23 protein-coding genes are annotated in these 23,564 nt (G+C 63.0%); 6 read left to right on the top strand and 17 right to left on the bottom strand.

The genetic code is table 11. The features are described from left to right. Positions 1-117 precede the first annotated feature (117 nt). Positions 118-2,541, top strand: a complete 2,424-nt coding sequence (gene tamL, locus KLP40_RS21505) for a translocation and assembly module lipoprotein TamL (protein ID WP_215592065.1) — start codon at positions 118-120, stop codon at positions 2,539-2,541. 97 nt (positions 2,542-2,638) lie between these two features. Here tamL and KLP40_RS02700 read toward each other — a convergent pair whose 3' ends face one another. The 3 genes from KLP40_RS02700 to fdhD form a co-directional block, all read right to left on the bottom strand. Then, positions 2,639-5,185: an FdhF/YdeP family oxidoreductase gene (locus tag KLP40_RS02700; RefSeq protein ID WP_215592064.1), complete on the bottom strand. Its 2,547-nt coding sequence runs from the start codon at positions 5,183-5,185 to the stop codon at positions 2,639-2,641. A 57-nt stretch (positions 5,186-5,242) separates the two neighbouring features. Continuing rightward, on the bottom strand, positions 5,243-5,572 hold the full coding sequence (locus tag KLP40_RS02695; RefSeq protein WP_215592061.1) for a DUF7009 family protein: 330 nt from the start codon (positions 5,570-5,572) through the stop codon (positions 5,243-5,245). 137 nt (positions 5,573-5,709) lie between these two features. Continuing rightward, the gene (fdhD, locus tag KLP40_RS02690; RefSeq protein ID WP_215592059.1) at positions 5,710-6,585 is read right to left on the bottom strand and encodes a formate dehydrogenase accessory sulfurtransferase FdhD; all 876 of its coding nucleotides are present in this window, start codon (positions 6,583-6,585) and stop codon (positions 5,710-5,712) included. Between the two features lie 195 nt (positions 6,586-6,780). On the opposite strand from fdhD, the gene moeB reads away from it, so the two are divergent. Both moeB and KLP40_RS02680 read left to right on the top strand, forming a co-directional pair. Next, positions 6,781-7,872 carry a molybdopterin-synthase adenylyltransferase MoeB gene (gene moeB, locus KLP40_RS02685; RefSeq protein ID WP_215592058.1) on the top strand — a complete coding sequence of 364 codons (1,092 nt, stop codon included), beginning with the start codon at positions 6,781-6,783 and terminating at the stop codon, positions 7,870-7,872. Positions 7,873-7,950: 78 nt separating this feature from the next. Then, entirely contained in the window at positions 7,951-9,114 is a 1,164-nt protein-coding gene (locus KLP40_RS02680) for a putative sulfate/molybdate transporter (RefSeq protein ID WP_215592056.1), read from the top strand. Positions 9,115-9,118: 4 nt separating this feature from the next. Here KLP40_RS02680 and KLP40_RS02675 read toward each other — a convergent pair whose 3' ends face one another. The 4 genes from KLP40_RS02675 to moaA all read right to left on the bottom strand — a co-directional run bounded on the left by KLP40_RS02675 (position 9,119) and on the right by moaA (position 12,769). Continuing rightward, the gene (locus KLP40_RS02675) at positions 9,119-9,928 is read right to left on the bottom strand and encodes a DUF2490 domain-containing protein (RefSeq protein WP_215592055.1); all 810 of its coding nucleotides are present in this window, start codon (positions 9,926-9,928) and stop codon (positions 9,119-9,121) included. A gap of 115 nt (positions 9,929-10,043) precedes the next feature. Continuing rightward, on the bottom strand, positions 10,044-10,847 hold the full coding sequence (locus KLP40_RS02670) for an alpha/beta hydrolase (RefSeq protein WP_215592054.1): 804 nt from the start codon (positions 10,845-10,847) through the stop codon (positions 10,044-10,046). A 568-nt stretch (positions 10,848-11,415) separates the two neighbouring features. Beyond that, on the bottom strand, positions 11,416-11,694 hold the full coding sequence (locus tag KLP40_RS02665; protein ID WP_215592052.1) for a DUF1294 domain-containing protein: 279 nt from the start codon (positions 11,692-11,694) through the stop codon (positions 11,416-11,418). A 58-nt stretch (positions 11,695-11,752) separates the two neighbouring features. Beyond that, positions 11,753-12,769, bottom strand: coding sequence for a GTP 3',8-cyclase MoaA (gene moaA / locus KLP40_RS02660; protein ID WP_215592051.1), 1,017 nt, complete (start codon positions 12,767-12,769; stop codon positions 11,753-11,755). Between the two features lie 178 nt (positions 12,770-12,947). On the opposite strand from moaA, the gene moaD reads away from it, so the two are divergent. Both moaD and KLP40_RS02650 read left to right on the top strand, forming a co-directional pair. Next, on the top strand, positions 12,948-13,190 hold the full coding sequence (moaD, locus tag KLP40_RS02655) for a molybdopterin converting factor subunit 1 (protein WP_215592050.1): 243 nt from the start codon (positions 12,948-12,950) through the stop codon (positions 13,188-13,190). Positions 13,191-13,374: 184 nt separating this feature from the next. Beyond that, a complete protein-coding gene (locus KLP40_RS02650) occupies positions 13,375-13,794 on the top strand; it encodes a molybdenum cofactor biosynthesis protein MoaE (RefSeq protein WP_215592049.1) in 420 nt (139 codons plus the stop codon). A gap of 159 nt (positions 13,795-13,953) precedes the next feature. Here KLP40_RS02650 and KLP40_RS02645 read toward each other — a convergent pair whose 3' ends face one another. Together KLP40_RS02645 and moaC are read right to left on the bottom strand one after the other, a co-directional pair. Next, on the bottom strand, positions 13,954-15,129 hold the full coding sequence (locus KLP40_RS02645) for an NTP transferase domain-containing protein (RefSeq protein WP_215592048.1): 1,176 nt from the start codon (positions 15,127-15,129) through the stop codon (positions 13,954-13,956). After that, positions 15,119-15,607: a cyclic pyranopterin monophosphate synthase MoaC gene (gene moaC, locus KLP40_RS02640; RefSeq protein WP_125417263.1), complete on the bottom strand. Its 489-nt coding sequence runs from the start codon at positions 15,605-15,607 to the stop codon at positions 15,119-15,121. Before moaC ends, KLP40_RS02645 begins: the two co-directional genes overlap by 11 nt. A gap of 378 nt (positions 15,608-15,985) precedes the next feature. Here moaC and KLP40_RS02635 point away from each other — a divergent pair, with 378 nt between their 5' ends. Further along, positions 15,986-17,215, top strand: coding sequence for a molybdopterin molybdotransferase MoeA (locus KLP40_RS02635; protein WP_215592045.1), 1,230 nt, complete (start codon positions 15,986-15,988; stop codon positions 17,213-17,215). Positions 17,216-17,255: 40 nt separating this feature from the next. On the opposite strand, the gene KLP40_RS02630 is transcribed toward KLP40_RS02635, so the two are convergent. From KLP40_RS02630 to metF, 8 genes are all read right to left on the bottom strand, one after another. Then, positions 17,256-17,918 carry a DUF2625 domain-containing protein gene (locus KLP40_RS02630; RefSeq protein ID WP_215592044.1) on the bottom strand — a complete coding sequence of 221 codons (663 nt, stop codon included), beginning with the start codon at positions 17,916-17,918 and terminating at the stop codon, positions 17,256-17,258. Between the two features lie 151 nt (positions 17,919-18,069). Continuing rightward, on the bottom strand, positions 18,070-18,495 hold the full coding sequence (locus tag KLP40_RS02625; RefSeq protein WP_215592043.1) for a putative signal transducing protein: 426 nt from the start codon (positions 18,493-18,495) through the stop codon (positions 18,070-18,072). Positions 18,496-18,587: 92 nt separating this feature from the next. Further along, positions 18,588-18,731: an MFS transporter small subunit gene (locus tag KLP40_RS02620; RefSeq protein ID WP_215592042.1), complete on the bottom strand. Its 144-nt coding sequence runs from the start codon at positions 18,729-18,731 to the stop codon at positions 18,588-18,590. A 125-nt stretch (positions 18,732-18,856) separates the two neighbouring features. After that, on the bottom strand, positions 18,857-20,266 hold the full coding sequence (locus tag KLP40_RS02615) for an OFA family MFS transporter (RefSeq protein WP_215592041.1): 1,410 nt from the start codon (positions 20,264-20,266) through the stop codon (positions 18,857-18,859). A gap of 321 nt (positions 20,267-20,587) precedes the next feature. Next, positions 20,588-21,115: a hypothetical protein gene (locus KLP40_RS02610; protein WP_215592040.1), complete on the bottom strand. Its 528-nt coding sequence runs from the start codon at positions 21,113-21,115 to the stop codon at positions 20,588-20,590. 45 nt (positions 21,116-21,160) lie between these two features. Beyond that, on the bottom strand, positions 21,161-21,730 hold the full coding sequence (locus KLP40_RS02605; protein WP_215592038.1) for an energy transducer TonB: 570 nt from the start codon (positions 21,728-21,730) through the stop codon (positions 21,161-21,163). A 277-nt stretch (positions 21,731-22,007) separates the two neighbouring features. Beyond that, the gene (locus tag KLP40_RS02600; RefSeq protein WP_215592036.1) at positions 22,008-22,481 is read right to left on the bottom strand and encodes a tetratricopeptide repeat protein; all 474 of its coding nucleotides are present in this window, start codon (positions 22,479-22,481) and stop codon (positions 22,008-22,010) included. A 107-nt stretch (positions 22,482-22,588) separates the two neighbouring features. Next, a complete protein-coding gene (metF, locus tag KLP40_RS02595; protein ID WP_215592035.1) occupies positions 22,589-23,545 on the bottom strand; it encodes a methylenetetrahydrofolate reductase [NAD(P)H] in 957 nt (318 codons plus the stop codon). Between the last annotated feature and the right edge of the window lie 19 nt (positions 23,546-23,564).

The following is a 23,564-nucleotide window of genomic DNA, read 5'->3' as shown; positions in this document are numbered from 1 at the left end:
GTTCGTTGCTTGTTTTTTGTTCGTCGGCTCCGTCTACCCAAGGCAATCGGACCGGACAGAACCAGCAAGAGCGAAAAACAAAAAACCAACAACGAGAAACGAAATAAAGAATAACCTGTGCCAGAACTTCAACCGCTACGTTTCTTTTCCTGCCTTCAGAGCGCCGGCCGGCGGCTGGCGACGGGGCTGCTGCTGACCGCGCTGGCCGGGTGCAGCGGCCTCAAGTTCATCCCCGACGATGCCCGCCTCTACACCGGCAGCACCGTCACGCTCAAGTCCCGGGTCGGGGCCCCGATTCCGAACGAGGCCCTGGTGCAGACCCAGTTGGAAGGCGTGATTTCGCCCCAGCCCAACAGCTCTATTCTGGGGCTGCGGCCCAAGCTCTACTTCTGGCACATGGGCGTGGGCAAGGAAAAGGGCCTGGGCCACTGGCTGGCCGACAAATACGGCGAGGCCCCGGTGCTTTTCAGCGAGGTAGATACGGCCAAGGTAGCCGACCTGATGCTCAACCGCCTCAACAACGACGGCTTCTTCAAGCCGGAAGTGCGCAGCAACATCAAGCTGGAGGAGCGTACGGCATCCGTCGATTACGTGGCCTCGGTTAATGAGCCCTACCGCATCAAGGAAATCTTCTTCCCCGAGCGCGATACGCTGCTCGACCGGGATATCCGGGCGACTCAGAACGAAACGCTGCTGAAGGTGGGCGAGCCCTACAACCTGCAGACCTTCGTGAACGAGCGAATCCGCATCGACGCGGCCCTCAAGAACAAGGGCTACTATTATTTCGCGCCCGATTACCTGCTGTTTCAGGTCGACAGCACCCTCGACAACCAGGTGAACGTGTACGTGAAGGTGAAGGGCAGCATTCCGCGCAAAGCGGCCCAGCCCTACGTGCTCAACCGCGTAACCCTCGACACCGACTATACGCTCCAGGACACGACCATGAACGAGACCCCGATCCGGTATCAGGGCTATCGGTACTATCCCGATGAGTCGATGTTCAAAGCCAAGTCCATTGTCAACGCCACCTTCCTGTATCCCGACAGCGTGTACCGCCGCCGCCGCGCCGACCAGACGCTGAGCCGCCTGATGAGTCTGGGCACGTTCCGCTTCGTGGACATGCAGTTCCGCCCCGCCCGCAACCAGCCCGACTCCCTGCAGTACGGCCACCTCAACGCCTTGGTGCGTATGACCCAGGTGCCCAAGAAGTCGCTCCGGGCCGAGGTGCAGATGAACACGTCCAACATCTTTACCGGGCCGGGCGTGGTAGTGCAGTACCGCAACCGCTCGGCCCTGCGCGGGGCCGAGCAGCTGCTCATCAACGTGCGGGCGGCCGCCGAAACGGGCAAAGGGGCCCTGTCGGGCGTTACGTCAACCCAGTTCGGAGTGGATGCCCAGCTGCTGGTGCCCCGCCTGATTACGCCCCCCTTCGATATCCGCCTGCGCAACTCCGACTTCCAGCCCCGCACCTTTTTCGAGGCGGGCTACAAGTACGTGCTCCGGACCCAGTTTTTCCGCCAGGACGTGGTGAACCTGGGCTATGGCTACACCTGGAAAACCAAGCTCACCAACGAACAGCGCCTGCAGCCCATCGACCTGCAGTACGTGCGCCTCAACAACACCGAGCCGGTGTTTGAGCGGCTGCTGGCCGAGCGGCCCTTCCTGGCCCAGAGCTTCCGCCAGCAGTTTATTCTGGGCAGCGCCTATAGCTACACCTACAACCAGCAGGTGCTGGAGCAGCGCCGCAATCAGCTCTACTTCAGCGGCGGCCTGGAGCTCTCGGGCAACCTGGCCTACCTGCTCAAGAGCCTCAGCGGCGCGGCCAAGGAGTCAACCGATAACGGCCCCCGGGCCTACCAGATTGCCGGCCAGGAATTCTCGCAGTACTCGAAGGTGAACCTGGAGCTGCGCAATTACTACCGCACCAGCAGCAACCCCACCAGCGGCAACAAAATTGCCGGCCGCCTGCTCATCGGGGCCGGGGTGCCCTACCTCAACTCCCGGGTGCTGCCCTACCTCAAGCAGTTCGGCATTGGCGGGCCCAACAGCGTGCGGGCCTTCGATGCCCGGGGCATCGGGCCGGGTACCTACCGCCCCAGCGTGGAGCAGCAGCAGCAGAACAGCGGCTTCTACGACCAGGTGGGCGACATCCGGCTGGAAGGCAACCTGGAGTACCGCCAGGACCTGTTTCCGTACGTGAAGGGGGCCGTGTTCGTGGATGCCGGCAACGTGTGGCTGGTAAACCCCGACGCCAGCCGCGCCACCTACGACCGCAACGGCAACCCCGACGGCCTGAACGGGCAGTTCCAGTTCAACACCTTCCTGCAGCAGCTGGCCGTGGGCGCCGGCGTCGGCATCCGCATCGACGTGCAGTTCTTCGTCATCCGCTTCGACGCCGCCGTGCCCATCCGCTACCCCTACGACGACCAGGACGTAGAGGTAAACACGGGCCTGCCCACCCCGCCCGGCAGCCTGACCAGGTTCAACGCCACCAGCGGCACGCCCATCAAGCTCAACATCGGCATCGGCTACCCGTTCTAAGAGAAAAGTTACCAGTAAGCAACAAGCCCCAAACGGGAAGTAGAATGGAATCTACTCACCGTTTGGGGCTTGTTGCTTACTGGTTAAGCCGGCTTCTCTACGCCTCGGCGCCCATGCGGATTTCAACCGGGGCGCCCACGGTTTTGTGGGCGGGTACCACCGTTACGCGTACGTACTTGGAAGTAGGCGTGTTGCTCTTCTTGGCCACGCTGCCGATGGGGATGAGCGGGTTGGCCTCGGGGAAGTAGGCCGACACGTTGCCGCGCGGGATGTCGTAGGGCACGGCTACGAACTTCTCCACCGTGCGCTCCTGGCCGTTGAAGTGGCTGGTGATGTCGATGAGGTCCTGGGCTTTGAGGCCCCGGTCGGCCATGTCCTGCTCGTGCATGAACAGCACGCGCCGCTCGCCATGGATGCCGCGGTACCGGTCGTTGTAGTCGTAGATGGTGGTGTTGAACTGGTCGTGGCTGCGCACGGTCATCAGAATCAGCTCATCGGCGCCCACCTCGTACTTTTCGAGCTCCGTTTTGGTGAAGTGGGCCTTGCCGTCCTCGGTCGTGAATTTCCGGTCGCGGGGGCCGTTGGGCAGGTAGAACCCGCCGGGCCGCCGCAGCTTCTCGTTGAAGCTCTCGAAGCCCGGAATCACCCGGCTGATATGGTCGCGGATGACGTCGTAGTTTTCCGTCATGGCCACCCAGTCGGCGATGTTGGTTTTCTCGCCGAGCGTGGCAATGGCAATGCCGCTCAGGATGGCGACTTCGCTTAGCATCTGGCCGGGCAACGGTACCAGCACGCCCTTGTTCTGGCTGACCACACCCATGGAGTTCTCGCAGCTGGTCATCTGGTGGCCGCTGCGCTGCATGTCCACGTCGGCGTGGGTGAAGCAGGGCAGCAGCAGGGCCGTTTTGCCGGTGATGAGGTGGCCGCGGTTGAGCTTAGTGCCCACGAACACGGTCAGGTTCTGCTTGCGCATGGCCTCGGCAATGTACTCGGTGTCGGGGCCGGCCGCCAGCAGGTTGCCGCCCAGCCCGAAGTACACCTTCACCTTGCCCTGGTGCATGGCCTTGATGCTGTCCACGGTGTCGTAGCCGTGCTCGGTGGGCGGCGTGAAGTTGAATTCCTTGCCCAGGGCGTCGAGGAAGGGCTTGGGCGTCTGTTCCCAGATGCCCATCGTCCGGTCGCCCTGCACGTTGGAGTGGCCGCGCACCGGGCAGGTACCGGCACCCGGCTTGCCGATGGCGCCCTTGAGCAGCAGCAGGTTCACGACCTCCTGAATGGTCTGCACGCCCTGGCGCTGCTGGGTCAGGCCCATGGCCCAGCACACGATAATCTTCTTTTTAGTGGCCAGCATGTTGGCCGCTTCCAGCAGCTGGGCCCGCGAGATGCCGCTGAGCAACTCGATATCCTCCCAGCTGGTGTTGCGCACGTTCTCGACAACGGCCTCGTAGCCTTCGGTATACTTGTCAATGAAGGCGTGGTCGAAAACCTGGCCGGGATTGAGCTCCTCGGCCGCCAGCAGGTGCTTCATGATGCCGCGCAGCAGGGCCATGTCGCCATCTACCCGCACCTGCAAATACAGGTCGGTTATCACGGTGCCGTTGCCCATGAGCGCGCCCAGGGCCTTGAACGGGTTCATGAAATCCTGGGGGTTCTTGAAGTGGTTGAGGCCGGCTTCAATCAGCGGGTTCACGCTGATAATCCGGGCCCCGTTCTGCTTGGCCTTCTGCAGCGCCGACAGCATCCGCGGGTGGTTGGTGCCCGGGTTCTGGCCCATGATCAGGATGACCTCGGCCTCGTGGATGTCGTTGAGCGTGACCGAGCCCTTGCCCAGCCCGAGCGTGGAGCTCAGGGCCGCGCCGCTGCTCTCGTGGCACATGTTGGAGCAGTCGGGCAGGTTGTTGGTGCCGAACTGGCGCACGAAGAGCTGGAACAGGAACGCCGGCTCGTTGGGCACCTTGCCGGAGGTATAGAACGTGGCCTCGTCGGGCGAATCGAGGGCGTTGAGCTCGTCGGCAATCAGCTGGAAGGCCTCGGCCCACTCGATGGGCTTGTAGTGGTTGTCGCCGGGGCGCTTCACCAGGGGGTGGGTGAGGCGGCCGGCGTTGTTCTGGTCCCGGTCGGTCATCTGCGAGAGTTGGGCCAGGCTGTGGCGGGCGAAGAACTCGGGCCCGCAGGCCTTATCGTCGGCATCCGAAGCCGTGGCCTTGGCCCCGTTCTCGCAGAACTCGGCCACCGAGCGGTGGTCGTCGGGGTCGGGCCAGGCGCAGCTCGAGCAGTCGAACCCGTCTTTCTGGTTCATCTTGAGCAGGCCGCGCGTGCCCCGGTCGAGGCCGCCTTCCTTCCAGCTGAACTCCATGCTCTTGAGTACGGCCGTGACGCCGGCCGCAATGGTCTGGCGGGGTTCCAGGCGCAGGCCGGTGAGCTGCTCGGGGGGCTGGGCCAGAATGTCGTGCCGGTACTTGGCGTTGGCCACATCGGGGGCCTGGATAGGATCTGCCACGTGGTGCTTGTTGGTGGGGTTGTAATGATCGGGAGCGGGCGCTTCCCCCTGATCGGGCCGCTCCCCGCTTTTCGGGGCGTTGGCGGCCTGCTGTTGGTGGGCCTTACCGGCTTTGCCAGGGTTGGCGGCGGGGGAATCTTCCATAGCTCAAATTGGGGAAAACGGTGGGGAAAAGCGGCTGGCTCAGGCCAGACGAACGGACTAATGCTTGCAGCCCAGGTCCTTTTCTACCAAGATATGCAGGAATTGGTTTTCAGATACTTCCATCTGGCCCCGTAAACTCACCGCGGCGGGGTCGGCCGACCAGGCCGCGGCCACGGCGGCGGGCAGCAGTACCCGCACGCAGCCCGCCGCGTAGCGCACCGTCAGCACCGGCGCTGCGGCGTCGCGCTCCAGCGTATAGGTCAGGCGTTCCGCGGCCGACAGTCCCAGCGGCACCACCGTTTCCAGCCGTCCCGCCGCGTGAAAGGCGGCCACTTCCGGCGGATCAAGGCGCAGGCGGAGCGTATTGTCTTCGAGGCGGAGCTTCATAGGTTATAGGTGATGGGGTGATGGGGTGATGGGGTTATGGGGTGAGGAGGTGAGGAGGTGATGGGGTGAGGAGGTGATGGGGTGATGGGGTGAGGAGGTGATGACAGGTATTGCTAACCTCATTACCCTTTACCTCCTCACCTCCTCACCTCCTCACCCAAAATCCGCCACTCGTGGCAGTAGATGTTGAAGCGTTGCTGGCGTACGAAGCCGCAGAGGGTCATGCCGAAGTTGCGGGCGGCCGAGACGGCCAGGGAGCTGGGGGCACCCACGGCGGCCATCACCGGGATGCCGGCCACGGCGGCCTTCTGCACCAGCTCGAAGGAGGCCCGGCCGCTGACCAGCAGCACCGCGTCGTGCAAAGGCAGCAGGTCCTGGAACAGGGCCGCGCCGATAACCTTGTCGAGGGCGTTGTGGCGGCCCACGTCTTCGCGCAGCAGCAGCAGCTCGCCGGCGGGCGAGAACAGGGCCGCCGCGTGCAGGCCGCCGGTTTGCTCAAACAGCTCCTGGGCCTCGCGCTGGCGCTCGGGCAGGGCATGAATCACGCGGGCGGCCACGTGCGGACCCGCAGTGGGCAGCACCGGGCAGCTGGCGGCGTGCACGGCCTCGATGCTGGTTTTGCCGCAGACCCCGCAGCTGCTGCTGGTGTAGAAGTGGCGCTCCAGCCGGGGCAAATCGGGCAGGGCGGTAGGAGCCAGTTCGGCGCGCACCACGTTTTCGCGTTCCTCCTCCTTTTCCACGTCGGGGCAGTAAAGGACGCCCTGCAAATCGGCCCGGCTCCGGATAATTCCCTCGGTAAACAGGAAGCCGGCCGCCAGCTCGAAATCGTGACCCGGGGTGCGCATGGTGATGGAAAGCGTGCGGTGCTCCCGCTGCCCGGCCGGCCCGTAGCCCACCCGGATTTCGAGCGGCTCCTCGGCCGCCAGCACGTCAGAGGCCGCGCGCACATCGTCGCCCTGCACTTTGTGCACGGTCACGTAATCGTAGCTGGTGGGCGGGAGGAAGGCTTTCAAGGAGAATTAAAAATGAAGAGTTAAAAATTAAAAATGCTGTTTGGTTGGGCTGCCACTGCCATAGTGCTGCGTGGCAGTCGGTCAGCGGCTACCCGGCGGCGCGAAGTCCGTAATCCTTAACTTTACCAGCCCCCGCAAGTTTTACCAGCTCCCTCTTCCATTTTTAATTTTTCACGTTTCATTTTAATTAAAAAAATGTCGCTCACTACTGAGGAACGCCAGGTGTACCGCCGCCACCTGCAACTGCCCGAAATTGGGGAGGCGGGGCAGCTCCGGCTAAAGGCGGCCCGGGTGCTGGTAGTGGGGGCGGGCGGGCTGGGCTGCCCGGTGCTGCAGTACTTGGCCGCCGCCGGGGTGGGCACCTTGGGCATTGTGGATGCCGATACGGTGGACCGCAGCAACCTGCAGCGCCAGATTCTCTACGGCCCCGCCGACCTGGGTCAGCCCAAAGCCGCCACCGCCGCCAAGGCCGTCAGGCGAATCAATCCGCTGGTAAAAACGGAGGTGCACCCCTGCCGGGTTACGCTGGGCAACGTGCGGGAACTGGTGAGCCAGTACGACGTGGTAGTGGATGGCTCCGATAACTTCCCGACCCGCTACCTGCTCAACGACGCCTGCGTGCTGCTGGGCAAGCCCCTGATTTCCGGGGCCATCTACAAGTTTGAGGGGCAGGTATCGGTGTTCAACTACGACGGCGGGCCCACCTACCGCTGCCTGTTTCCGCAGCCGCCCACCGCCGCTGAGGCGCCCAACTGCGACGCTACCGGTGTGCTGGGCGTGCTGCCCGGCCTGGTGGGCACGGCCCAGGCCACCGAAACGCTCAAGGTGCTGCTGGGCATCGGGGAAATCCTGAGCGGGCGGCTCTGGCTCTTTGATGCCCTCACGTTCCAGACCCGCACCCTCAAATTCGCCCGCCGCCCCGAGCAGGCGGCCCTCCACCTGGGCACCGCCCCCACCACCGACTACGCCGAGCTGTGCGGCACCAACGTCCAGTCCATCACGGTGGCCGAGCTGCACCAGCGCCTCGATTCCAATCAGCCGCCCTTCCTGCTCGACGTGCGCGAGCCCCACGAATTCGCTGCCGGCCACCTGCCGGGTGCTACTTCCCTGCCCCTGAGCGTGCTGGAAAAAGGCGTGGCCACCCTGCCCAAGCAGCACCCGGTGGTGGTGTACTGCCACTCGGGCCGCCGCAGCACCCAGGCCGTAGAACGTCTGCAAGCCGAGTTCGGACTCATCAACCTCCTCAACCTCGAAGGCGGCATGGTCGCCTGGGAAGATGCGGCGTGAGGTGAGGAGGTGACACACGTCCACCCCTCACCTTCTCACCCCATCACCTCCTTACCCCATCACCCCCTCACTCCCAACATGCCGCTTACCGCTTCGCCTGCCCGCCGTCCCCGTCTTCGTTTCGACCGTAATGAGCTGGCCGGGGCCTTCGGGGATTTGGGCACGGACCTGCCGCTGCTCATTGGCGTTATTGCCGCCTCGGGGCTCGATAGCGCGGGGGTGCTGGTGATGTTCGGGCTGATGCAGCTGTTTTCGGGGCTCTGGTACGGCATGCCGATGCCGGTGCAGCCGCTCAAGGCGTTTGCGGCCCTGGTCATTGCCCAGAAAATTCCCGGCCGCGTCATCTTCGGGGGCGGGCTGGCCGTGGGCGTGGGCATGCTGCTGCTTTCCGTCACGGGGCTGATTGACGGGCTGGCGCGGCTGGTGCCCAAGCCCGTCATCCGGGGCATTCAGTTCGGGCTGGCGTTGCAGCTTTCCACCCTGGCCCTCAAGCAGTACGTGCCCGCCGACGGTCTGCCCGGCTACACTTTGGCGGCGGCGGCTTTTCTCATCACGGTGGTGTTGCTGGGCAACCGGCGCTGGCCCGCCGCGCTGGTGGTGCTGGCTCTGGGCGTGAGCTACGGCCTGTTTTTCAAGCTCGATCTGGCTTCTGCCCAGCGCGCCATCGGGGTGCATCTGCCCCCGTTGCGCATCCCGCAGTGGCCCGATATTCTGACCGGCGCGGTGCTGCTGGCCCTGCCCCAGATTCCGTTGTCGCTCGGCAACTCGGTGCTGGCCACCCGGCAGGTGGTGCAGGACTACTTCCCCGAGCGGGCCCTGACGGTGCGCAAAATCAGCTTTACCTACGCCCTCATGAACCTGGTGAACCCGTTTCTGGGCGGCTTCCCGGTCTGCCACGGCTCGGGCGGCATGGTGGGCCACTACACGTTCGGGGGGCGCACCGGCGGCTCGGTGATTATCTACGGCGGGCTTTTTCTGGTGCTGGGCCTGTTTTTCAGCCAGGGCTTCCAGCAAATCGTCCAGATTTTCCCGCTGCCCATTCTCGGGGTGCTGCTCTTCTTCGAGGCCCTGAGCCTGGCGGCCCTGCTCCGCGACATCAGCGACGCCAGGGCCCACCTGCTGCTGGCTTTGCTTACCGGCATCCTCTGCGCCGGCCTGCCCTATGGCTACCTCGTGGGCCTTACGGTGGGCACGGCACTCTACTACGCCATGCAGCGTGGCTGGGTGGGGCTGGGGAAATAGTGGCTTAATCCGGCTGCGACGGCACGAATTCCGGGGAGTTGCCTGGCTGGCGGCTGAGACGGTATATCACCGATACCACCACGTTGTTTTTGGTGGTGGTGGTTTGGGGCGTGAATACGTTTTGGCGGTAGCTGGCAGCGGTATAGTTGGCCTGATTGAGCCAGCCGGCCTGCACGGTCCAGTGCCGATCGAACTGGTAGCCGAGTCCCGCGTACACCCGGTTGCGCTCGAAAAACGGGCCGCGTGGGTTGAAGAAGACCTCGTCGTAGACTGAAAGGAAGGCTGTTTTGTCGGTGATGGTGGGGTGATTGAGCGGCAGGAAGGCATTGAAGCGGTAGCGCAGCCGGTTACGGTACCGGAACAAGCCGGCCGGCACCACGTCATCCCGAAACGTAAACCAGCGCTGTTCCACGCGGTAGCGGTGCTCCATCTTGAGGCGGGCCGCCAGGTGCGTGAGCGTAAGCTGCTGCCAGAGGCGCTTTTCCACATTCAACGGACCGTCGCCCAGGTCGCGGTAGTCGGCGGTAGAGTAGCGGCCGCCGGCTACCATCAGGGTAAAATTCCTGGCCAGATCGTAGCTCACGCCGCCCTTCAACTCGGTGTAAAAGAACTGCCGGCCCAGGCCGTTGGCGCGGGTCTGCACTTCGGCGTAGCCCCCCCAGTGCCTGGGGCCGCCGGGCAATACCACCGTGCCGATTAGCCAGGTGCCCCACTGGGGGTCGGCAATGGAATTGGTTTGGGCGCGGACGACGGTAGGCTTCAGGGCCAGAAACAGCAGGCCAGAGCAGGCGAGCAGACGAGGTAGAAAGGGCATAGAAGGCCGAAGGTAGAAAACGCCGCGCCCTGTAGCCAGCCCCGGTACGTGCGCACCCTCTTTTTCGTCAGCAACAAAGCCGGCAGCAAAGGCACCAACGGCCGGATCATGCCGCTTACAAGCCAGTTAACACCCGTCGAATAGCCCGCTGATAATCTGAATTATCTGTCATGCCGTTGTGGCCCGCGCCGGGTAGGGTAATGAACTGGTCGTGGGGCTTGAGCTGCTGCCGGAGCCGGGCCGTGGATACCGGGCTGATGACCTCATCCCGGTCGCCGTGGAAGATGACGATAGGGGCCGTGACGCGGGCCAGCACCTCGTCGGTAGCCAGCGGGTAGCGCACGATGAAGGGTGGCACCCAAGGGTAATGCTGGCGCGCCATGGCCCGCATGCTCGCGTATGGGGCCTGCAATATCAGCTGATGCGGGTGGTGCCGGGCGGCCAGCCACGCCGCCGGCCCGGTACCCAGCGAGTAGCCCAGCAGCACAGTTTGGGCTTCCGGGAATTCGCGCGTGAGCTGCTGGTAGGCCGTATTCACATCGGCGAGCAGCTGGGCCTGGCTGCTGATGCGGCCCCCGCTTTTGCCGTAGCCCCGGTAGTCGAGCAGGAACACGCTGTAGCCCAGGCGGGTGTAGGTGGCCGCCACTTCGCCCCAGCTATCCAGCGCCCCACCGTTGCCATGTAGGTAGAAAATCAGCCCTTCGGAAGCGGAATCGGCTGGAAACAGCAGGCCGTGCAGGCGGGTGCCGTCGGCCGTCGGAATCCACCGCTCCTCAAACCGGTTGCTGAACCGGAAACGATAATCGGCGGGTAGTTTGGCAGGAAAAAACAGCAGCCGCTCCTGCTGAAAATACAGCAGCCCGCACACTGCCACGTACAGCGCCGCCCCCAGGCCCAGTATCCAGAATAATACCTTCATAGTAGGTCAAGGATAAATAAATCAAGGGCTTACTTCTGCTCTTTCCTTGCGAAAAAGGTAGAGTCCCGCAAGAAGGTAGCCCTTCGATTCAGACGTTGCTTTCTGTTGCCGCGGGGTAGGTAATGCAAACGAAGCCGAAGGGTATGCGAGCTTGGGGTGGAAGCTTTGCGTTTAACTGAACCCGAAACGGCAGGAAAATTATACCCAAACATCCCGCCGCCAAAAGTGTAGCCGCGCAGCGTAATCCGACTATCGGGTAGGGTGATACGGGTACCGATAGGTAGCGCATCAATTGATGGGACGGTCAGCCAGAAGCTCGTGACATGAATGTAATGAGCAACCCTCGGCTGGCTGGTTTTAACGCTGTATTGTAAAATTGTATGACTGCCCCGTACAATGGTTTCCTGGCCCTGCAGTGCCGCGCTATCCACGTAAGTTGCCTTCCTGAAAGTGCGAGTGGTTGTTAATCGGCGCAGTGGCTGGCAGCCGAGCAATGTGTTAGCTATCAACAAGCTAATTATCCAAGGTAATACTCTCATAGTGAGGTAAGAATATAGGTGTCATCTTATCAAAACGGCACCTTTATATGAGGCCACACGAAATATAACGCCACCCCCTGCAGCAGCGTCAGCAGCAGCGTGACGCTCCAGAAGGCGGCTTTGCGGTTTTTGTGGTGCAGCAGCAGGATGGCCGCCCACGCGCCGGGGGCCGCAGCCGGCAGCGTGGCGAAGTGCAGGGTTCTTTCCGGGATGCGCCGCTGGCCGCGCTGGGCCTTCCGCTTATCGAGGGCGAAGAGCAGAAAGCACAGCAGATTGAAAAACAGCAGGCAACTCAGAAGTACGGTCATGGTGCGGGAAGCGAAACGTGCAGCAGCAGGGCCGCAAGTTACGCGTCAACGGCTCCGCTTACCCCCCAATCGTGCTCATCGACTCGAAGCTGAGCTGGTGCAAGGGGCGCTGGCTTTCGGCCTCGAAGCCGTTGGCGGCGCGGTTGCGGAAGGCCGATTTCAGGGCATCGGCAATCTGCTCATCGGAGGAGCCGCCGCGCAGCAGGGCCCGGATATCGAGCACGCCCTGGTCGTAGAGGCAGGTTTTGAGGCCGCCCTCGGCCGTGAGGCGGATGCGGTTGCAGGTGCCGCAGAAGGTGCGCGAGTAGGCCGCGATGATGCCCAGGCGGCCCTGGTGCCCGGCCACGGTGTAGTGCGAGGCCGTGTCGCCGGGGCGGGTGGGCACGGGCGTCAGCTCGCCCAGGTTCAGGGCTAGGTGCTCCCGGATGCGGTTGTGGTTCCAGGGCAGCGTGGCGGGCGTGGCCTCATGGCTGTGGCCGTTGAAGGGCATTTCCTCGATGAAGCGCACATCCACGGGCAGGTCTCGGGTCAGCTCGGCCAGCGGCAGTAGGTCCTGAGTGTTCTGCCCATCCATCACCACGGCGTTGATTTTGACCCGGATGCCGGCCGCCAGCAGGGCGTACAGCGTGTCGAGCACGCGGGGCAGCTCGTCGCGGCGGGTGATGCTGGCGAAGCGGGCCCGGTCGAGGGTGTCGAGGCTCAGGTTCACCGCTTTCAGGCCCATGCGGGCCAGCTCGGGCACGTGGGGGGCAGTGAGCACGCCGTTGGTGGTCATGGTCAATTCTTCGATGCCCGGAATCTGGCTGAGGCGGTCCATGAACGGCACCAAGTCGCGGCGCACGAAGGGTTCCCCGCCCGTGAGGCGCACTTTGCGCACGCCCAGGCCGGCCATCAGGGCCACCAGCCGCTCCATCTCCTCGTAGCTCAGCAACTCCTGCTTGGGCAGGTACTGGATGCCTTCCTCGGGCATGCAGTAGAAGCAGCGCAGGTTGCACCGGTCCGTGACGGCCAGCCGCAAGTACTCCAGCGGGCGGCCATGGTTATCAAACAGAACGGAGGGTACGGCAGCGGACATACTCGGCAGGGAAAAAGCAACGCGGCGCACCGGCACCGCAAAACAAACAACGTAAATCTGCCTTTTCCGTTCGGGAAAAAGCATCGGCGGCCTTCCGGGCCGACCGGGGTTCGTCCGTTTGAGGCGAACTTACCGCCCGCCCCGGCCCCGGGGCTCACTTCGTAGTACATACTAACCGATGAACCTGAAAATTGCTTTGTTTGGCATTGCCCGCGAAATCGTGGGGCAATCGGTGCTGGAAGTTTCCGCGCCGGAAGGCCAGTCGGCCCAGGGCCTGCTCCACGACCTGCACGCCCGCTACCCCGCCCTAGCCGGCCTCAGCAGCCTCGCCGTAGCCGTCAACAACGAGTACGCCGCCGCCGACACGCTGCTGCAGGAGCGCGACGAAATAGCGCTGATTCCGCCGGTAAGCGGCGGGTAATTTCGGTTGCCAGTTGCCAGTTATCAGTTGCCAGTTGTTAGTTTTTAGGAAATACAGAACGTCATTCCGAGCCTGCGAGGAATCTCGCGTGTTGACGTTGAGTTACTTCCGCAACATCAGCACGCGAGATTCCTCGCAGGCTCGGAATGATGTTCTTTCCTCCTCCTTCCCTCATCACCTTCCCTTGATCCACATCGACCTCACCGACCAGCCCATCGACGTACCGGCCGCCCTGCGCAGCGTGGAAGCCGATGGGGCGGGCGCTATCAACACGTTCATCGGCACGGTGCGCAACAAGAGCACCGGCCGCCCCGTGGTGCGCCTCGAATACGAAGCCTACGACAGCATGGCCCTGCACCAGCTCCGTAAAGTAGCCGAGCAGGCCGCCGAACAGTGGCCGATGGTAGAAAACATAACCGTCATCCACCGCAAAGGAACCCTCCACATCGGCGACGTGGCCGTGGTCGTGGCCGTGTCCACGCCCCACCGCGCCGAGAGCTTCGTCGCCTGCCAGTACATCATCGACACCCTGAAGCAGGTGGTCACCATCTGGAAAAAGGAGTTCTATGAAGACGGTGACGTGTGGGTAGCCGCGCACCCGTAACCACTTTTCTGGCCGAAATCGGTTAAAAAAGAACGTCATGCTGAGCTTGCCGAAGCATCTCGCGTGCTAACGTTGGAGTGGTAGTTCGGTGTCAGCACGCGAGATGCTTCGGCAAGCTCAGCATGACGTTCTTTTTGAAATGACGCTCCTGATTTAATGCTACTCCAGCTCCTGCCGTACCTGCGCCGCTTCCTCGGGCGTGTTCACGTTGCGCAGCTCTTGGGGGGCGGGGGCGGGCAGCGCGGCCACGTCGGAGTTGATGAGGGTTTTGCGGGGGCAGCTGTAGCCCAGGCTCAGGAAACGCAGCAGCTGCGGGTAGCTGGCCGGCTCCCAGATGGTAATCAGCGGCTCGGGCCACTCGTTTTCGGGGCTCTGGAAGGCGGTGGCGAGGCGAGCCGGCTGGCGGTGCTGCACGAGGTGAGCCAGGGTGGTTTCGGAGAGAAACGGCAGGTCGCAGGCCACTACCAGCCAGGCGGCGTTGGGGTCGAGGCGTAGGGCCGAGAGGATGCCGCTGAGCGGGCCCAGGTCGGCGAAGGTGTCAGGCAGGGGGCGCAGGCCGGCGTATTCCAATTCCACTATCTGATCGGGGCGGCAGGATACGTGCACGTCCTGGCAGAAGGGGGCCAGCAGCTCGGCGGCGTAGGCGCGTTGCTCCTGGCCGTGGTAGGCCAGCTTGCCTTTGTCCTGGCCCATGCGTTGGCTACGGCCGCCGGCCAGCACCAGGCCCCGTAGCGGCGGCGCGGCGGCGCGCCACTCGTCCAGAATCAGTTGGGCAATGGCGGCGGTATCGTGCAGGGGCAGTACGGGTACCGATGCTTCGCCTAAGTGCGCCTGCAGGTAAGCGGGCACTTCCGTGACGCCTTCGGGCAGCAGCAGGGCGCGCACGTTGGTGAGGCGGTCCAGCTTCTTTTCCAAGGGCTTAGCGGGGTCCAGAATCACCAGTTGCCGGGCGGCCCGGAAGTGGTTGCCGTTCACCAGCACCAGGCTCTGGTGCTGCAGCAATTCGGGCTGGCTGAACCGGTCGAGAGGCCGCTTCACGTCGAGGCGGGCGAATCGGATGTTGTCGGTCAGCTCGGCGCTGGCCCCGGCCGCCAGCATGCCGGTTTCGGGCGTGGTGCCGTTGCGCACGGCATCGGCGGCGGCGTGGTCAGCGTCCACGTAGGCCACGCGCAGGGTATCGGTCAACAGCGGCAGCAGGCGGGCGGCCAGCTCCTTGATGCGGCCGCAGGGGGCACCCAGAATGGCCAGCTCGTGACGGCCAAACTCGCCGCCGTGGGGGCGGGCCAGCTGGGCGTGCTTGCTGCGGGGTTTGTCGGTGGGGGTGTTATCCGGCATGATGGAAGTCCTGTTTGCCGCCGGTTTTGCTGATGAGGCGGGTTTCCTGAATGAGAATATCGTGCGAGAGGGCCTTGCACATGTCGTAGATGGTAAGGGCCGCTACTGAGGCCCCGGTGAGGGCCTCCATTTCCACCCCGGTTTTGCCCGTTACGGTGGCCGTGCACTCAATCAGCACGGCATCGGGGCCGTCCACCTCAATGGTCACCTGGCAGTTATCCAGGCCCAGTGGGTGGCACAGCGGAATCAACTCAGAGGTGCGCTTGGCGCCCATGATGCCGGCCAGAATAGCCGTCTGAAACACGGGGCCTTTGCGGGTCGGCAGGTCGCCTTCTTTCACCAAAGCCATGATTTCGGGGCCGAGTACCACGCGGCTGCGGGCCCGCGCCACGCGGCGGGTGGGTTGTTTGGCGCCCACGTCCACCATGGCCGGCTGGCCGGCGTCGTTGAGGTGGGTGAGTTTAGCGGAGTCAGACATAGGTAGCACAAGCGTCAGCTTGTGGTTAGAGGAGAAGTAAAGGGTAAGCGCTGTACGAAGGTACCGCCCGGAAAGTAGCGCGAACGTTGCAGTTCGCGCCCCCGCGCCATTTGGGTGATTACCGTTCGGCTGTCGTTCCGGGGCGCGAACTACAACGTTCGCGCTACAACTCAGTTGGCTACACGAGGTTACCGGCCGATGTAGAGACGCGACACTTCACGTCTCGTCGTTGCTGATGTTGTTTGACGCGTGCAATACCAGCCGTTCAACGACGAGACGCAAAATATTGCGTCTCGTCTACATCTGCCTTTCCAAACAACTAGCGGTCGTATTCGTTGGGAAACGGCACAAGCTAAAGCTTGTGCTACATTTATCCCTATGATTTCTGTTGCTGAAGCCACCCGCCTTGTTGCCGCCACCATCCGCCCGCTGGGCGTGGAGTATCTTTCGCTGAATCTGGCCGCCGGCCGCGTGCTGCGCGAGGACCTGCGCGCCGACCGGGACTTTCCGCCCTTCAACCGGGTAGCCATGGATGGCATGGCCGTGCGCTACGAGGTTTTAACGGCGGGCCAGACGGAATTCCGCATCGAAAGTACTCAGTTTGCTGGCCAGCCCCCAGTGCCGGCGCAGGATGCCACCGCCGCCGTGGAAATCATGACCGGGGCCATGCTGCCGCCCGGCGTGGATACTGTGATTCGCTACGAGGACCTCACGTTCCGCACCGATGCCAATGGCCAGCGCTGGGCCACCGTGCAGGCGCTACCGCCCCGGGCCGGCCACAACGTGCACCCCCAGGCCGCCGACCGCCAGCAGGGCGACCTGCTGGTGCCCGCCGGCACCCGCCTGGAACCCGCCGAAGTAGCAGTGGCTGCCACCGTAGGAGCCGCCACCGTGGCCGTGTCGCGGCGGCCGCGGGTGGCCGTGGTGAGCACCGGCGACGAGCTGGTGCCCATCACCGAGCAGCCCCAGGCCCACCAGATCCGCCGCTCCAATGCCCTGATGCTGCAGGCCGCCGCCGAAACCGCCGGGTCCCGCACTGAGCTGTTTCACTTCGACGACGACCCCGCCGCTTTGCGCCAGGGTTTGCCAGCCTTACTGGCGGGCTTCGATGCGGTGGTGCTCAGCGGGGGGGTATCGATGGGCAAGGCCGATTTTCTGCCGGGCGTGCTGCAGGAGCTGGGCGTGGAGCAGGTGTTCCATGAGGTGCGGCAGCGGCCGGGCAAGCCGTTCTGGTTCGGGCAGCAGCCCGGCGGGGCGGTGGTGTTTGCGCTGCCCGGCAACCCGGTATCCACGTTCGTGAACTTCTACCGCTACGCCCGGCCCTGGCTGCTGGCCGTGCAGCAGCCCGCTGGCACCGTCGCCGCCGCAGCCGCACCCGTGCCCGCCGTCCTCACCCAGCCCATCGACTTCAAGCCACCCATGACGCACTTCCTGCTGGTGAGCCTGACGCCCGGCCCCGACGGCCGCCTGCTGGCCACCCCCGAGCGGGCCGGCGGCTCCGGCGACATGGCCAGTCTGCTCACTTCCAGCGGCTTCCTGGAATTGCCGCCGGAACCGGAGCACTTTCCGGCGGGCACGGTGCTGCCGGCGTGGCGGTTTCGGGGGTAGTGAGCGAAGTCAATTGCTGGCAGAAAGGCGAGTAGTCTACTTACTTAGTTGCCTGGAGTTGCCGTTGCATATCCTGGCCGAAATCCCATAGCTCCTGGATTGGCACTGGGGTGCGTTTGCTCCGGCGGATATCTTTCCCTTCCTGCGTGAACAGAAATGGATAGCACGCTAACCCCTGTGTGCCGGATAGCTGGCTGATTTCTTTTTCCCAGCCAGTCCAGCGTGCATCCCGATAATACGACGCAAGGTCACCGGAACAGCAGAACTGCAGGAACGCGGAGTACGTCATGTCGGTAGGCTCCCATTCTAGGCTGTCGGGCGCGAAATAAAAGATTTGACCTACCGTCTCCGGTCCGAAAGCACCTCCGTTCAGCGCGTAGAAGCCTCCCAAAACGTCATCGGCAACCAGTAGCATACCGGCAGGCTTGCCTTTGTTCCAGTCCATCAGTGTACGATTCAGACGGGGGCTGCCAGAGCCCAGGACACGCAGCCATCCGCCGTCAATCAGCAACCCACCGGTTTCGTAGAGAATAGCGCCCATGGGAGAACGGGTAGTAACTTGGGCGGCCAGCAGAGAGCTATTCGCCTGAGCGGGCTGGCGGGGCAGCACCTCCACCTTGTTTTTCGCTTCCCGGATCCACTGACTCACAAACTCCCAGGCAGGTTCCTGCCGATTAATTAATTCGGATAAAGGCTTCTTCATAGATGATTGGGCATTGGCGCCAGAGCTGATAAGTAAGCACAATAGTACTGCTGCACGTGATGGTAAAGACATTTTAGCAAATAGGGAAGCGGATGTGCGCTCTAGAAATCAAAGCAAGTTACAGCGAATCGACATTTCGTAGTTAACCTGATCATCCCTCAAAATCCAACCCGCACTGGAAGCAGTGGCACTGGGGCCGCTCGGGAGCCAGCAGCCACAGGCGCAGCTTCACGAACAGGTTGTCCTGAGGTTGGGGCTGGTGGCGGCACACCACGTCGGGGTGGTGGCAGCGGGGGCAGCGCAGCGTCGCGCCCGACTCCTCGTCGGGTGCATCCGGGGGCATGGCGTGCATGGCGGCGTGGTGGGGGTGCAGGGCTTCCTGAGCGGCGGCCACGTCCTGGGCCCGCACGTAGAGGCCCACGCTGCCCATCACCTGACCGTAGGGCCGGTTTTCGTTGCTCAGAAAACAGGGCAGGCCGGCCGCTTCCACCTGGTTGCGGGCCAGGTGGGCGGCAATGGAATCGGTAAAGGAATCCAGTAAAACTACGGCCGAAGCCTCGGGTACTTTCGCCGCCATAACGCAAACTAAACGAAATCGGAAAGCCACTAAACAACCACGGCACCCCTGCGGGTGCCGTGGAAGGTACGGACTATTGACCGGAACGGGGGTTACTGAAACAGAGTCAGGGCCTTAATGAAGGTCTGCGAAACGCCCCACAGCAGCGGGATGCCCACGAAGGCCCAGGCCAGAAACAAGGCCCCACCCGAACTGTTTTCGGGGGCCGCAGAAGAAGAAACCGGTGGTTGATTCATGAGGGAGATGGTAAAGAGGATGGGAGGAGTTGAGTTGTCAGGTGGTCGTTGTTAGTTGTCAGTGTTCAATCGGTAGCAGAAAGCAGCACTGACTGACAACTAACAACTAACAACCAGGTACGAACTCAATGGCCGCCGGGCTCGGCTTGAACCGGGCCTTTCTCGTTGTAGCGGGCATTTACGGCCGTTACGGCGAAGTTGGCCAGCAGGCCCACGACCAGCAGGCCGGCCATGGTGTAGAACACCGTTTCGTAGGCGGCTGCGCCGGTGAAGCCCGCCGCTTTGCGGCTCTCGTGCAGGAAGTTGACGATGAGCGGCCCCAGCACCCCGGCCGTACTCCAGGCCGTGAGCAGGCGGCCGTGAATGGCGCCCACCTGATACTTGCCGAACAAATCGGAGAGGTAGGCCGGAATGGTGGCAAAGCCGCCCCCGTACATGCTGATAATCACGCAGGCCACCACCACGTACAGGGTTAGTTGCAGGCCGCTGCCCAGGGTAGGAATGAGGGCGTAGAGCACAATACCCAACCCGAAATAAATGGCGTAGGTGGTTTTGCGGCCCAGCTTATCCGAGGCCGACGACCAGAAGAAGCGGCCCAGCAGGTTAAACAAGCTCAGCAGGCCCACGAAGCCCGCCGCCGCCGCCGCCGTCACGCCCCGGCCCGCCCCCAGGTATTTATCCGAAAACGTGTCCTGAATCAGCGGGGAAGCCGTTTCGAGTACCCCGATGCCGGCCGTAACGTTGGTCAGCAGCACCACCCACAGCAGCCAAAACTGCGGCGTTTTCAGGGCGTTGTCGGCTGATACGTTGCCGGTAGTAATCAGGGCGTTGGACTGGGTGCTGGGCACGTAGCCGGCCGGGACCCAGTCGTCGGCCGGAACCCGGATGGTCCAGACGCCGAACTGCATGAACAGCAAATAAATCACGCCCAGCGTCAGGAAGGTAGCGGCCACGCCCAGGGTGCCGGTGCCGCTGGCCTTAAAGTAGTCCATCAGGGCCACCGACATAGGCGAGGCAATCATGGCGCCGCCGCCAAAGCCCATAATGGCCATGCCGGTAGCCACCCCACGCCGGTCGGGAAACCACTTGATGAGGGTACTCACCGGCGAAATGTAGCCGATGCCCAGCCCGATGCCGCCCACGAAACCGTAGCCGAAATACACAATCCAGAGGTTGTGCAGGTGCACGCCCAGGGCCGCAATAAAGAAGCCGCCGCCGAAGCACAGGGCCGAAGCCATCATGGCCTTGCGCGGCCCTACCCGCTCCAGCCACTTTCCAAAAATGGCCGCCGACAAACCCAGCAGCACAATGGCAATGGAAAAGATAACGCCCAGCTGGGCCGGAGTCCAGTCGGCCGGGGCGGGGGCTTCGGGGTTGCCGCTGAGCAGGGCCCCGAGCGGCTTTTTGAACACGCTGAACGCGTAGGCCTGCCCGATGGCCAGATGAATGGCCAGGGCGGCGGGCGGCACCAGCCAGCGGTTGTAGCCGGGGCCGGCCACGGTGCGGCTGCGGTCCAGTAAAGAAGCTTCTGCCATGAGATGAAGGTGGTTTTGGGTGAGAAGGAGAACGGTTCCAGCCGCATTCGGAGGGCAGCAGGTGCCCGGAAATACGGGCTGAGGATCAATAAGGTAGACTCCTGTCCGCTGGGATAAGGAAATTAGCGCAACTATTTTTTGCTAAAAAACTATAGCTGGCCGGCTCCGGCGGAGCCTGCCGTATAGGCCTGCGAAGCAGAAAAACGCCCCTGGAATAGTGCTGTGCCTGCATTGCCACGGAGCCGGCCGCCGCCGCCGCCCACGCAAAAGCCCCGCCGAAGGGGCGGGGCGTGCAGCGAAAGAACAGCGCAGTCGGATGGGTCAGTCGTTCCTGACGGCCTGGCCCAGGTCCTTCACGTCGCGGCTGGTTTCGAGGGCCGTGAACTCGGTTTGCAGGGCCCGGATGTGCAGCTCGTCGCGGCCCTTGATATCGAGGCGGATGGCGCGGAACCGCGCGTTCAGGCGGCGGCTGATGGTAGTGGCGTAATCCCAGTCGCGCTGAGTCCAGGTTTTGCGGCGGGCCCGCACCTGCTGCATAAACTGCACGAAGGCGGGCTCGATGGTAACGGGCGTGAGCTGCTCCAGGTCGGCGTAAGAACCCAGCAGCTCGTTGGTGAAGGCCGCTTCGGCGGCGGGGTCGAGGGGCTGGCGGCTCCGGGCGCGGGAAACGGAGTCGAAGCGGGCGGCGCGGCGGCCGGCCACGCGCAGTTTGGCAGCGGCCTGGTCGGCCAGCGTATCCAGCTTACGGGCTTCCTGCTGCACAATTTCCTGCCGCTCCCGCGGCGTCGAGTCGCAGGCACTCAGCAGCGTAGCCGCTCCCAGACAGGCAAACAGAACAGAAGTTTTCATGGCCGAAAGGTAGGGATTCGGGGTGGAAAGCCGTAAGCCGCCGGCTTAGCGGGCCTGAAGGCGGAACGTGAAGGGAATTTCAAACTTGGAAACCACGGCCTGACTGCCCACCTGAGCCGGAATCCAGGCATCTGGGATGGTGCGGGCCACCCGCAGGGCCTCCTCGTCGCAGCCCGAGCCTATGCCCACCACCACCTGGTGGTCGATGGCGTGGCCCAGCGTATCCACCACAATGGAAATCAGCACCCGGCCCTGCACGTTTTTGCTCTGGGCCGCGGGCGGGTAGTTGAGCTTGCTCATAAAAGGCACCAGCGCGGCATCGCCCCCGATGTAAAAAACAGGGTGGGTTACCCGCTGTCGCGTCCACTGGCCGCTGGCATCCTTTACCGAATACGGCACGTCATCGAACGGGCGGAAAAAAACCAGCTTGTTGGCCGTGTGGTCGTACTTCTGCGCAATAACCTGGGTTCCGTCGCGGGTATAGGCATAATATTCCCAGACGCCGGTTTTCTCCCCTTTGTCTATCATACCGCTGCCGGCGTCGGTTTTACGCAGCTTCTGGGCCTGGGCGGAGAAGGAAATAATAGCTAAACAGAGGAATAAAAATTTTTTCATGAGCAAAAGGTGGGAGGTGGGAGACGGACAGAATGCAGCAATAGCTCCCGAAATAGATTTTGGGAGCTGGTAATAACCAAAAGAAAAGCCTTATTAGTGCAAATTAAGGCGCCGTTCTACGGCGGGTGGGACCATCAAAAATCCTGCCTTACTGACAAGATGAGGCCCTGGCTGATCGGGGGGGATTGATCAGAACCAAGGCTTGGTCCGGGAAATTTACAACTATCCGCTCACCCGGCAAAGCACCGGAACAGGAATGTGCCAACCGGCGGCCGGGTTATCCGGGACCTTCGCGCAGACCGTTGCGCAGGGTGCGCAGTTGCGTTTGCAGGCCGGGCCAGGCCGGGCAAAGCTGCTCCAGGCGCGTGAGGTAGCGCAGGGCACCCCGGGCATCGCCCAGCATCCGGTGCATGATGGCTAACCCCCACAACGCGCCGAAATGGCGGGGCTCCCGACGCAGGACCTGGCGGGCATCGCGCAGGGAGGCCTTGTACTCGCCCCGCAGGTAATAGGCCGTAGCGCGCTTGTTCCAGCCCTCGGCATACTCGGGGGCGGCTTCAATCAAAAAGGTGAATTCCTGAATGGCCAGCGTATACTCATCGGCGGAGAGGGCACGCATGCCGTTTTCCAGGCGCTTATCCAGCACGGGATGACCCGCCGTGAGCCAGATTTGCCAGATCCCGTCCTGGAGGGCCTCAATTTCGGCGGGCGCCGTGGCCTCGCGCAGGCGGGCAAACAGTTCGTCGAGCATGAGGTGAGATGGTGAAATGGTGAGGTGGTGCGTTTTACGTTGAGTTGGCATGTTATGGCGTGATCAGGACATAAAACCCACCATTTCAGTATCTCACCAGTTCACCTTTAAAACAGGGCCGAAGCCACCCGGCGGATGCTCTCCGACTTGCCCATGCTGTAGTAGTGCAGGCAGGGCACGCCGTGGGCCATCAGCTCGCGGCTCTGGTTGATGCACCACTCAATCCCGATTTCGCGGGCCGTGAGGTTGTCGGGGGCCAGGTGCACGGCGTCGACCAGCGCGTCGGGCAGGTTGAGGTAGAAGGAGCGGGGCAGGGCCGTGAGCTGGGCTTTGGTGGTGAGGGGCTTGAGGCCGGGAATAATTGGCACCAGAATGCCCGCCGCCCGGCACTTCTGCTCGAACTGGAAAAACTGCTCGTTATCGAAAAACATCTGCGTCACGATGTACTCGGCCCCGCGGTCCACCTTGTGCTTGAGGTAGCGGATATCGGCCCCCGAGTTGGGCGACTCGAAGTGCTTCTCGGGGTAGCCGGCCGTGCCGATGCAGAAGTCGGTGGCCCACACGTCATCCTGCTCCTCATCCAGGTAGGCGCCCTTGTTCAGGTCGGCTACCTGCCCGATCAGGTCGCAGGCGTAGGCGTGGCCGTCGGGCTCCGGCACGAAGCGGCCCTCGCTCTTGATTGGGTCGCCGCGCAGGGCCAGCACGTTGTCGATACCCAGGAAGTGCAGGTCGATGAGGGCGTTTTCGGTTTCTTCCTTCGAGAAGCCCCCGCAGATGAGGTGGGGCACGGTGTCCACATCGAAGCGGTTTTTGATGGCCGCGCAGATGCCCACCGTACCCGGCCGACGGCGCACGGTTTTCTTCTCCAGCAACCCATTGGCATGCTGCCGGTACACGTACTCCTCGCGGTGATACGTGACGTCTATAAACGGCGGCTTGAATTCCAGCAGCGGCTCAATGTTGGAGAACAGGTTCTGGATGTTCTCGCCCTTTTTGGGCGGCAGCACCTCAAAGGAAAACAGCGTTTTGCCGTTGGCGCGGGTCAGGTGTTCGGTTACTTTCATCAGAAGCGCCAACTGGCAG

The sequence above is a fragment of the Hymenobacter piscis genome (genome assembly GCF_018760735.1).
GTDB lineage: Bacteria > Bacteroidota > Bacteroidia > Cytophagales > Hymenobacteraceae > Hymenobacter > Hymenobacter piscis.
This window is presented reverse-complemented; position numbering and strand designations above follow the sequence as displayed.

Excerpts from the sequence above, each read along its gene's own strand:
- KLP40_RS02700 (WP_215592064.1), bottom strand. The coding sequence starts at position 5,185 with ATGGAAGATTCCCCCGCCGCCAACCCTGGCAAAGCCGGTAAGGCCCAC.
- KLP40_RS02695 (WP_215592061.1), bottom strand. The coding sequence starts at position 5,572 with ATGAAGCTCCGCCTCGAAGACAATACGCTCCGCCTGCGCCTTGATCCG.
- moeB (WP_215592058.1), top strand. The coding sequence starts at position 6,781 with ATGTCGCTCACTACTGAGGAACGCCAGGTGTACCGCCGCCACCTGCAA.
- KLP40_RS02680 (WP_215592056.1), top strand. The coding sequence starts at position 7,951 with ATGCCGCTTACCGCTTCGCCTGCCCGCCGTCCCCGTCTTCGTTTCGAC.
- KLP40_RS02675 (WP_215592055.1), bottom strand. The coding sequence starts at position 9,928 with ATGCCCTTTCTACCTCGTCTGCTCGCCTGCTCTGGCCTGCTGTTTCTG.
- KLP40_RS02670 (WP_215592054.1), bottom strand. The coding sequence starts at position 10,847 with ATGAAGGTATTATTCTGGATACTGGGCCTGGGGGCGGCGCTGTACGTG.
- KLP40_RS02665 (WP_215592052.1), bottom strand. The coding sequence starts at position 11,694 with ATGACCGTACTTCTGAGTTGCCTGCTGTTTTTCAATCTGCTGTGCTTT.
- moaA (WP_215592051.1), bottom strand. The coding sequence starts at position 12,769 with ATGTCCGCTGCCGTACCCTCCGTTCTGTTTGATAACCATGGCCGCCCG.
- moaD (WP_215592050.1), top strand. The coding sequence starts at position 12,948 with ATGAACCTGAAAATTGCTTTGTTTGGCATTGCCCGCGAAATCGTGGGG.
- KLP40_RS02645 (WP_215592048.1), bottom strand. The coding sequence starts at position 15,129 with ATGCCGGATAACACCCCCACCGACAAACCCCGCAGCAAGCACGCCCAG.
- moaC (WP_125417263.1), bottom strand. The coding sequence starts at position 15,607 with ATGTCTGACTCCGCTAAACTCACCCACCTCAACGACGCCGGCCAGCCG.
- KLP40_RS02635 (WP_215592045.1), top strand. The coding sequence starts at position 15,986 with ATGATTTCTGTTGCTGAAGCCACCCGCCTTGTTGCCGCCACCATCCGC.
- KLP40_RS02630 (WP_215592044.1), bottom strand. The coding sequence starts at position 17,918 with ATGAAGAAGCCTTTATCCGAATTAATTAATCGGCAGGAACCTGCCTGG.
- KLP40_RS02625 (WP_215592043.1), bottom strand. The coding sequence starts at position 18,495 with ATGGCGGCGAAAGTACCCGAGGCTTCGGCCGTAGTTTTACTGGATTCC.
- KLP40_RS02620 (WP_215592042.1), bottom strand. The coding sequence starts at position 18,731 with ATGAATCAACCACCGGTTTCTTCTTCTGCGGCCCCCGAAAACAGTTCG.
- KLP40_RS02615 (WP_215592041.1), bottom strand. The coding sequence starts at position 20,266 with ATGGCAGAAGCTTCTTTACTGGACCGCAGCCGCACCGTGGCCGGCCCC.
- KLP40_RS02610 (WP_215592040.1), bottom strand. The coding sequence starts at position 21,115 with ATGAAAACTTCTGTTCTGTTTGCCTGTCTGGGAGCGGCTACGCTGCTG.
- KLP40_RS02605 (WP_215592038.1), bottom strand. The coding sequence starts at position 21,730 with ATGAAAAAATTTTTATTCCTCTGTTTAGCTATTATTTCCTTCTCCGCC.
- KLP40_RS02600 (WP_215592036.1), bottom strand. The coding sequence starts at position 22,481 with ATGCTCGACGAACTGTTTGCCCGCCTGCGCGAGGCCACGGCGCCCGCC.
- metF (WP_215592035.1), bottom strand. The coding sequence starts at position 23,545 with ATGAAAGTAACCGAACACCTGACCCGCGCCAACGGCAAAACGCTGTTT.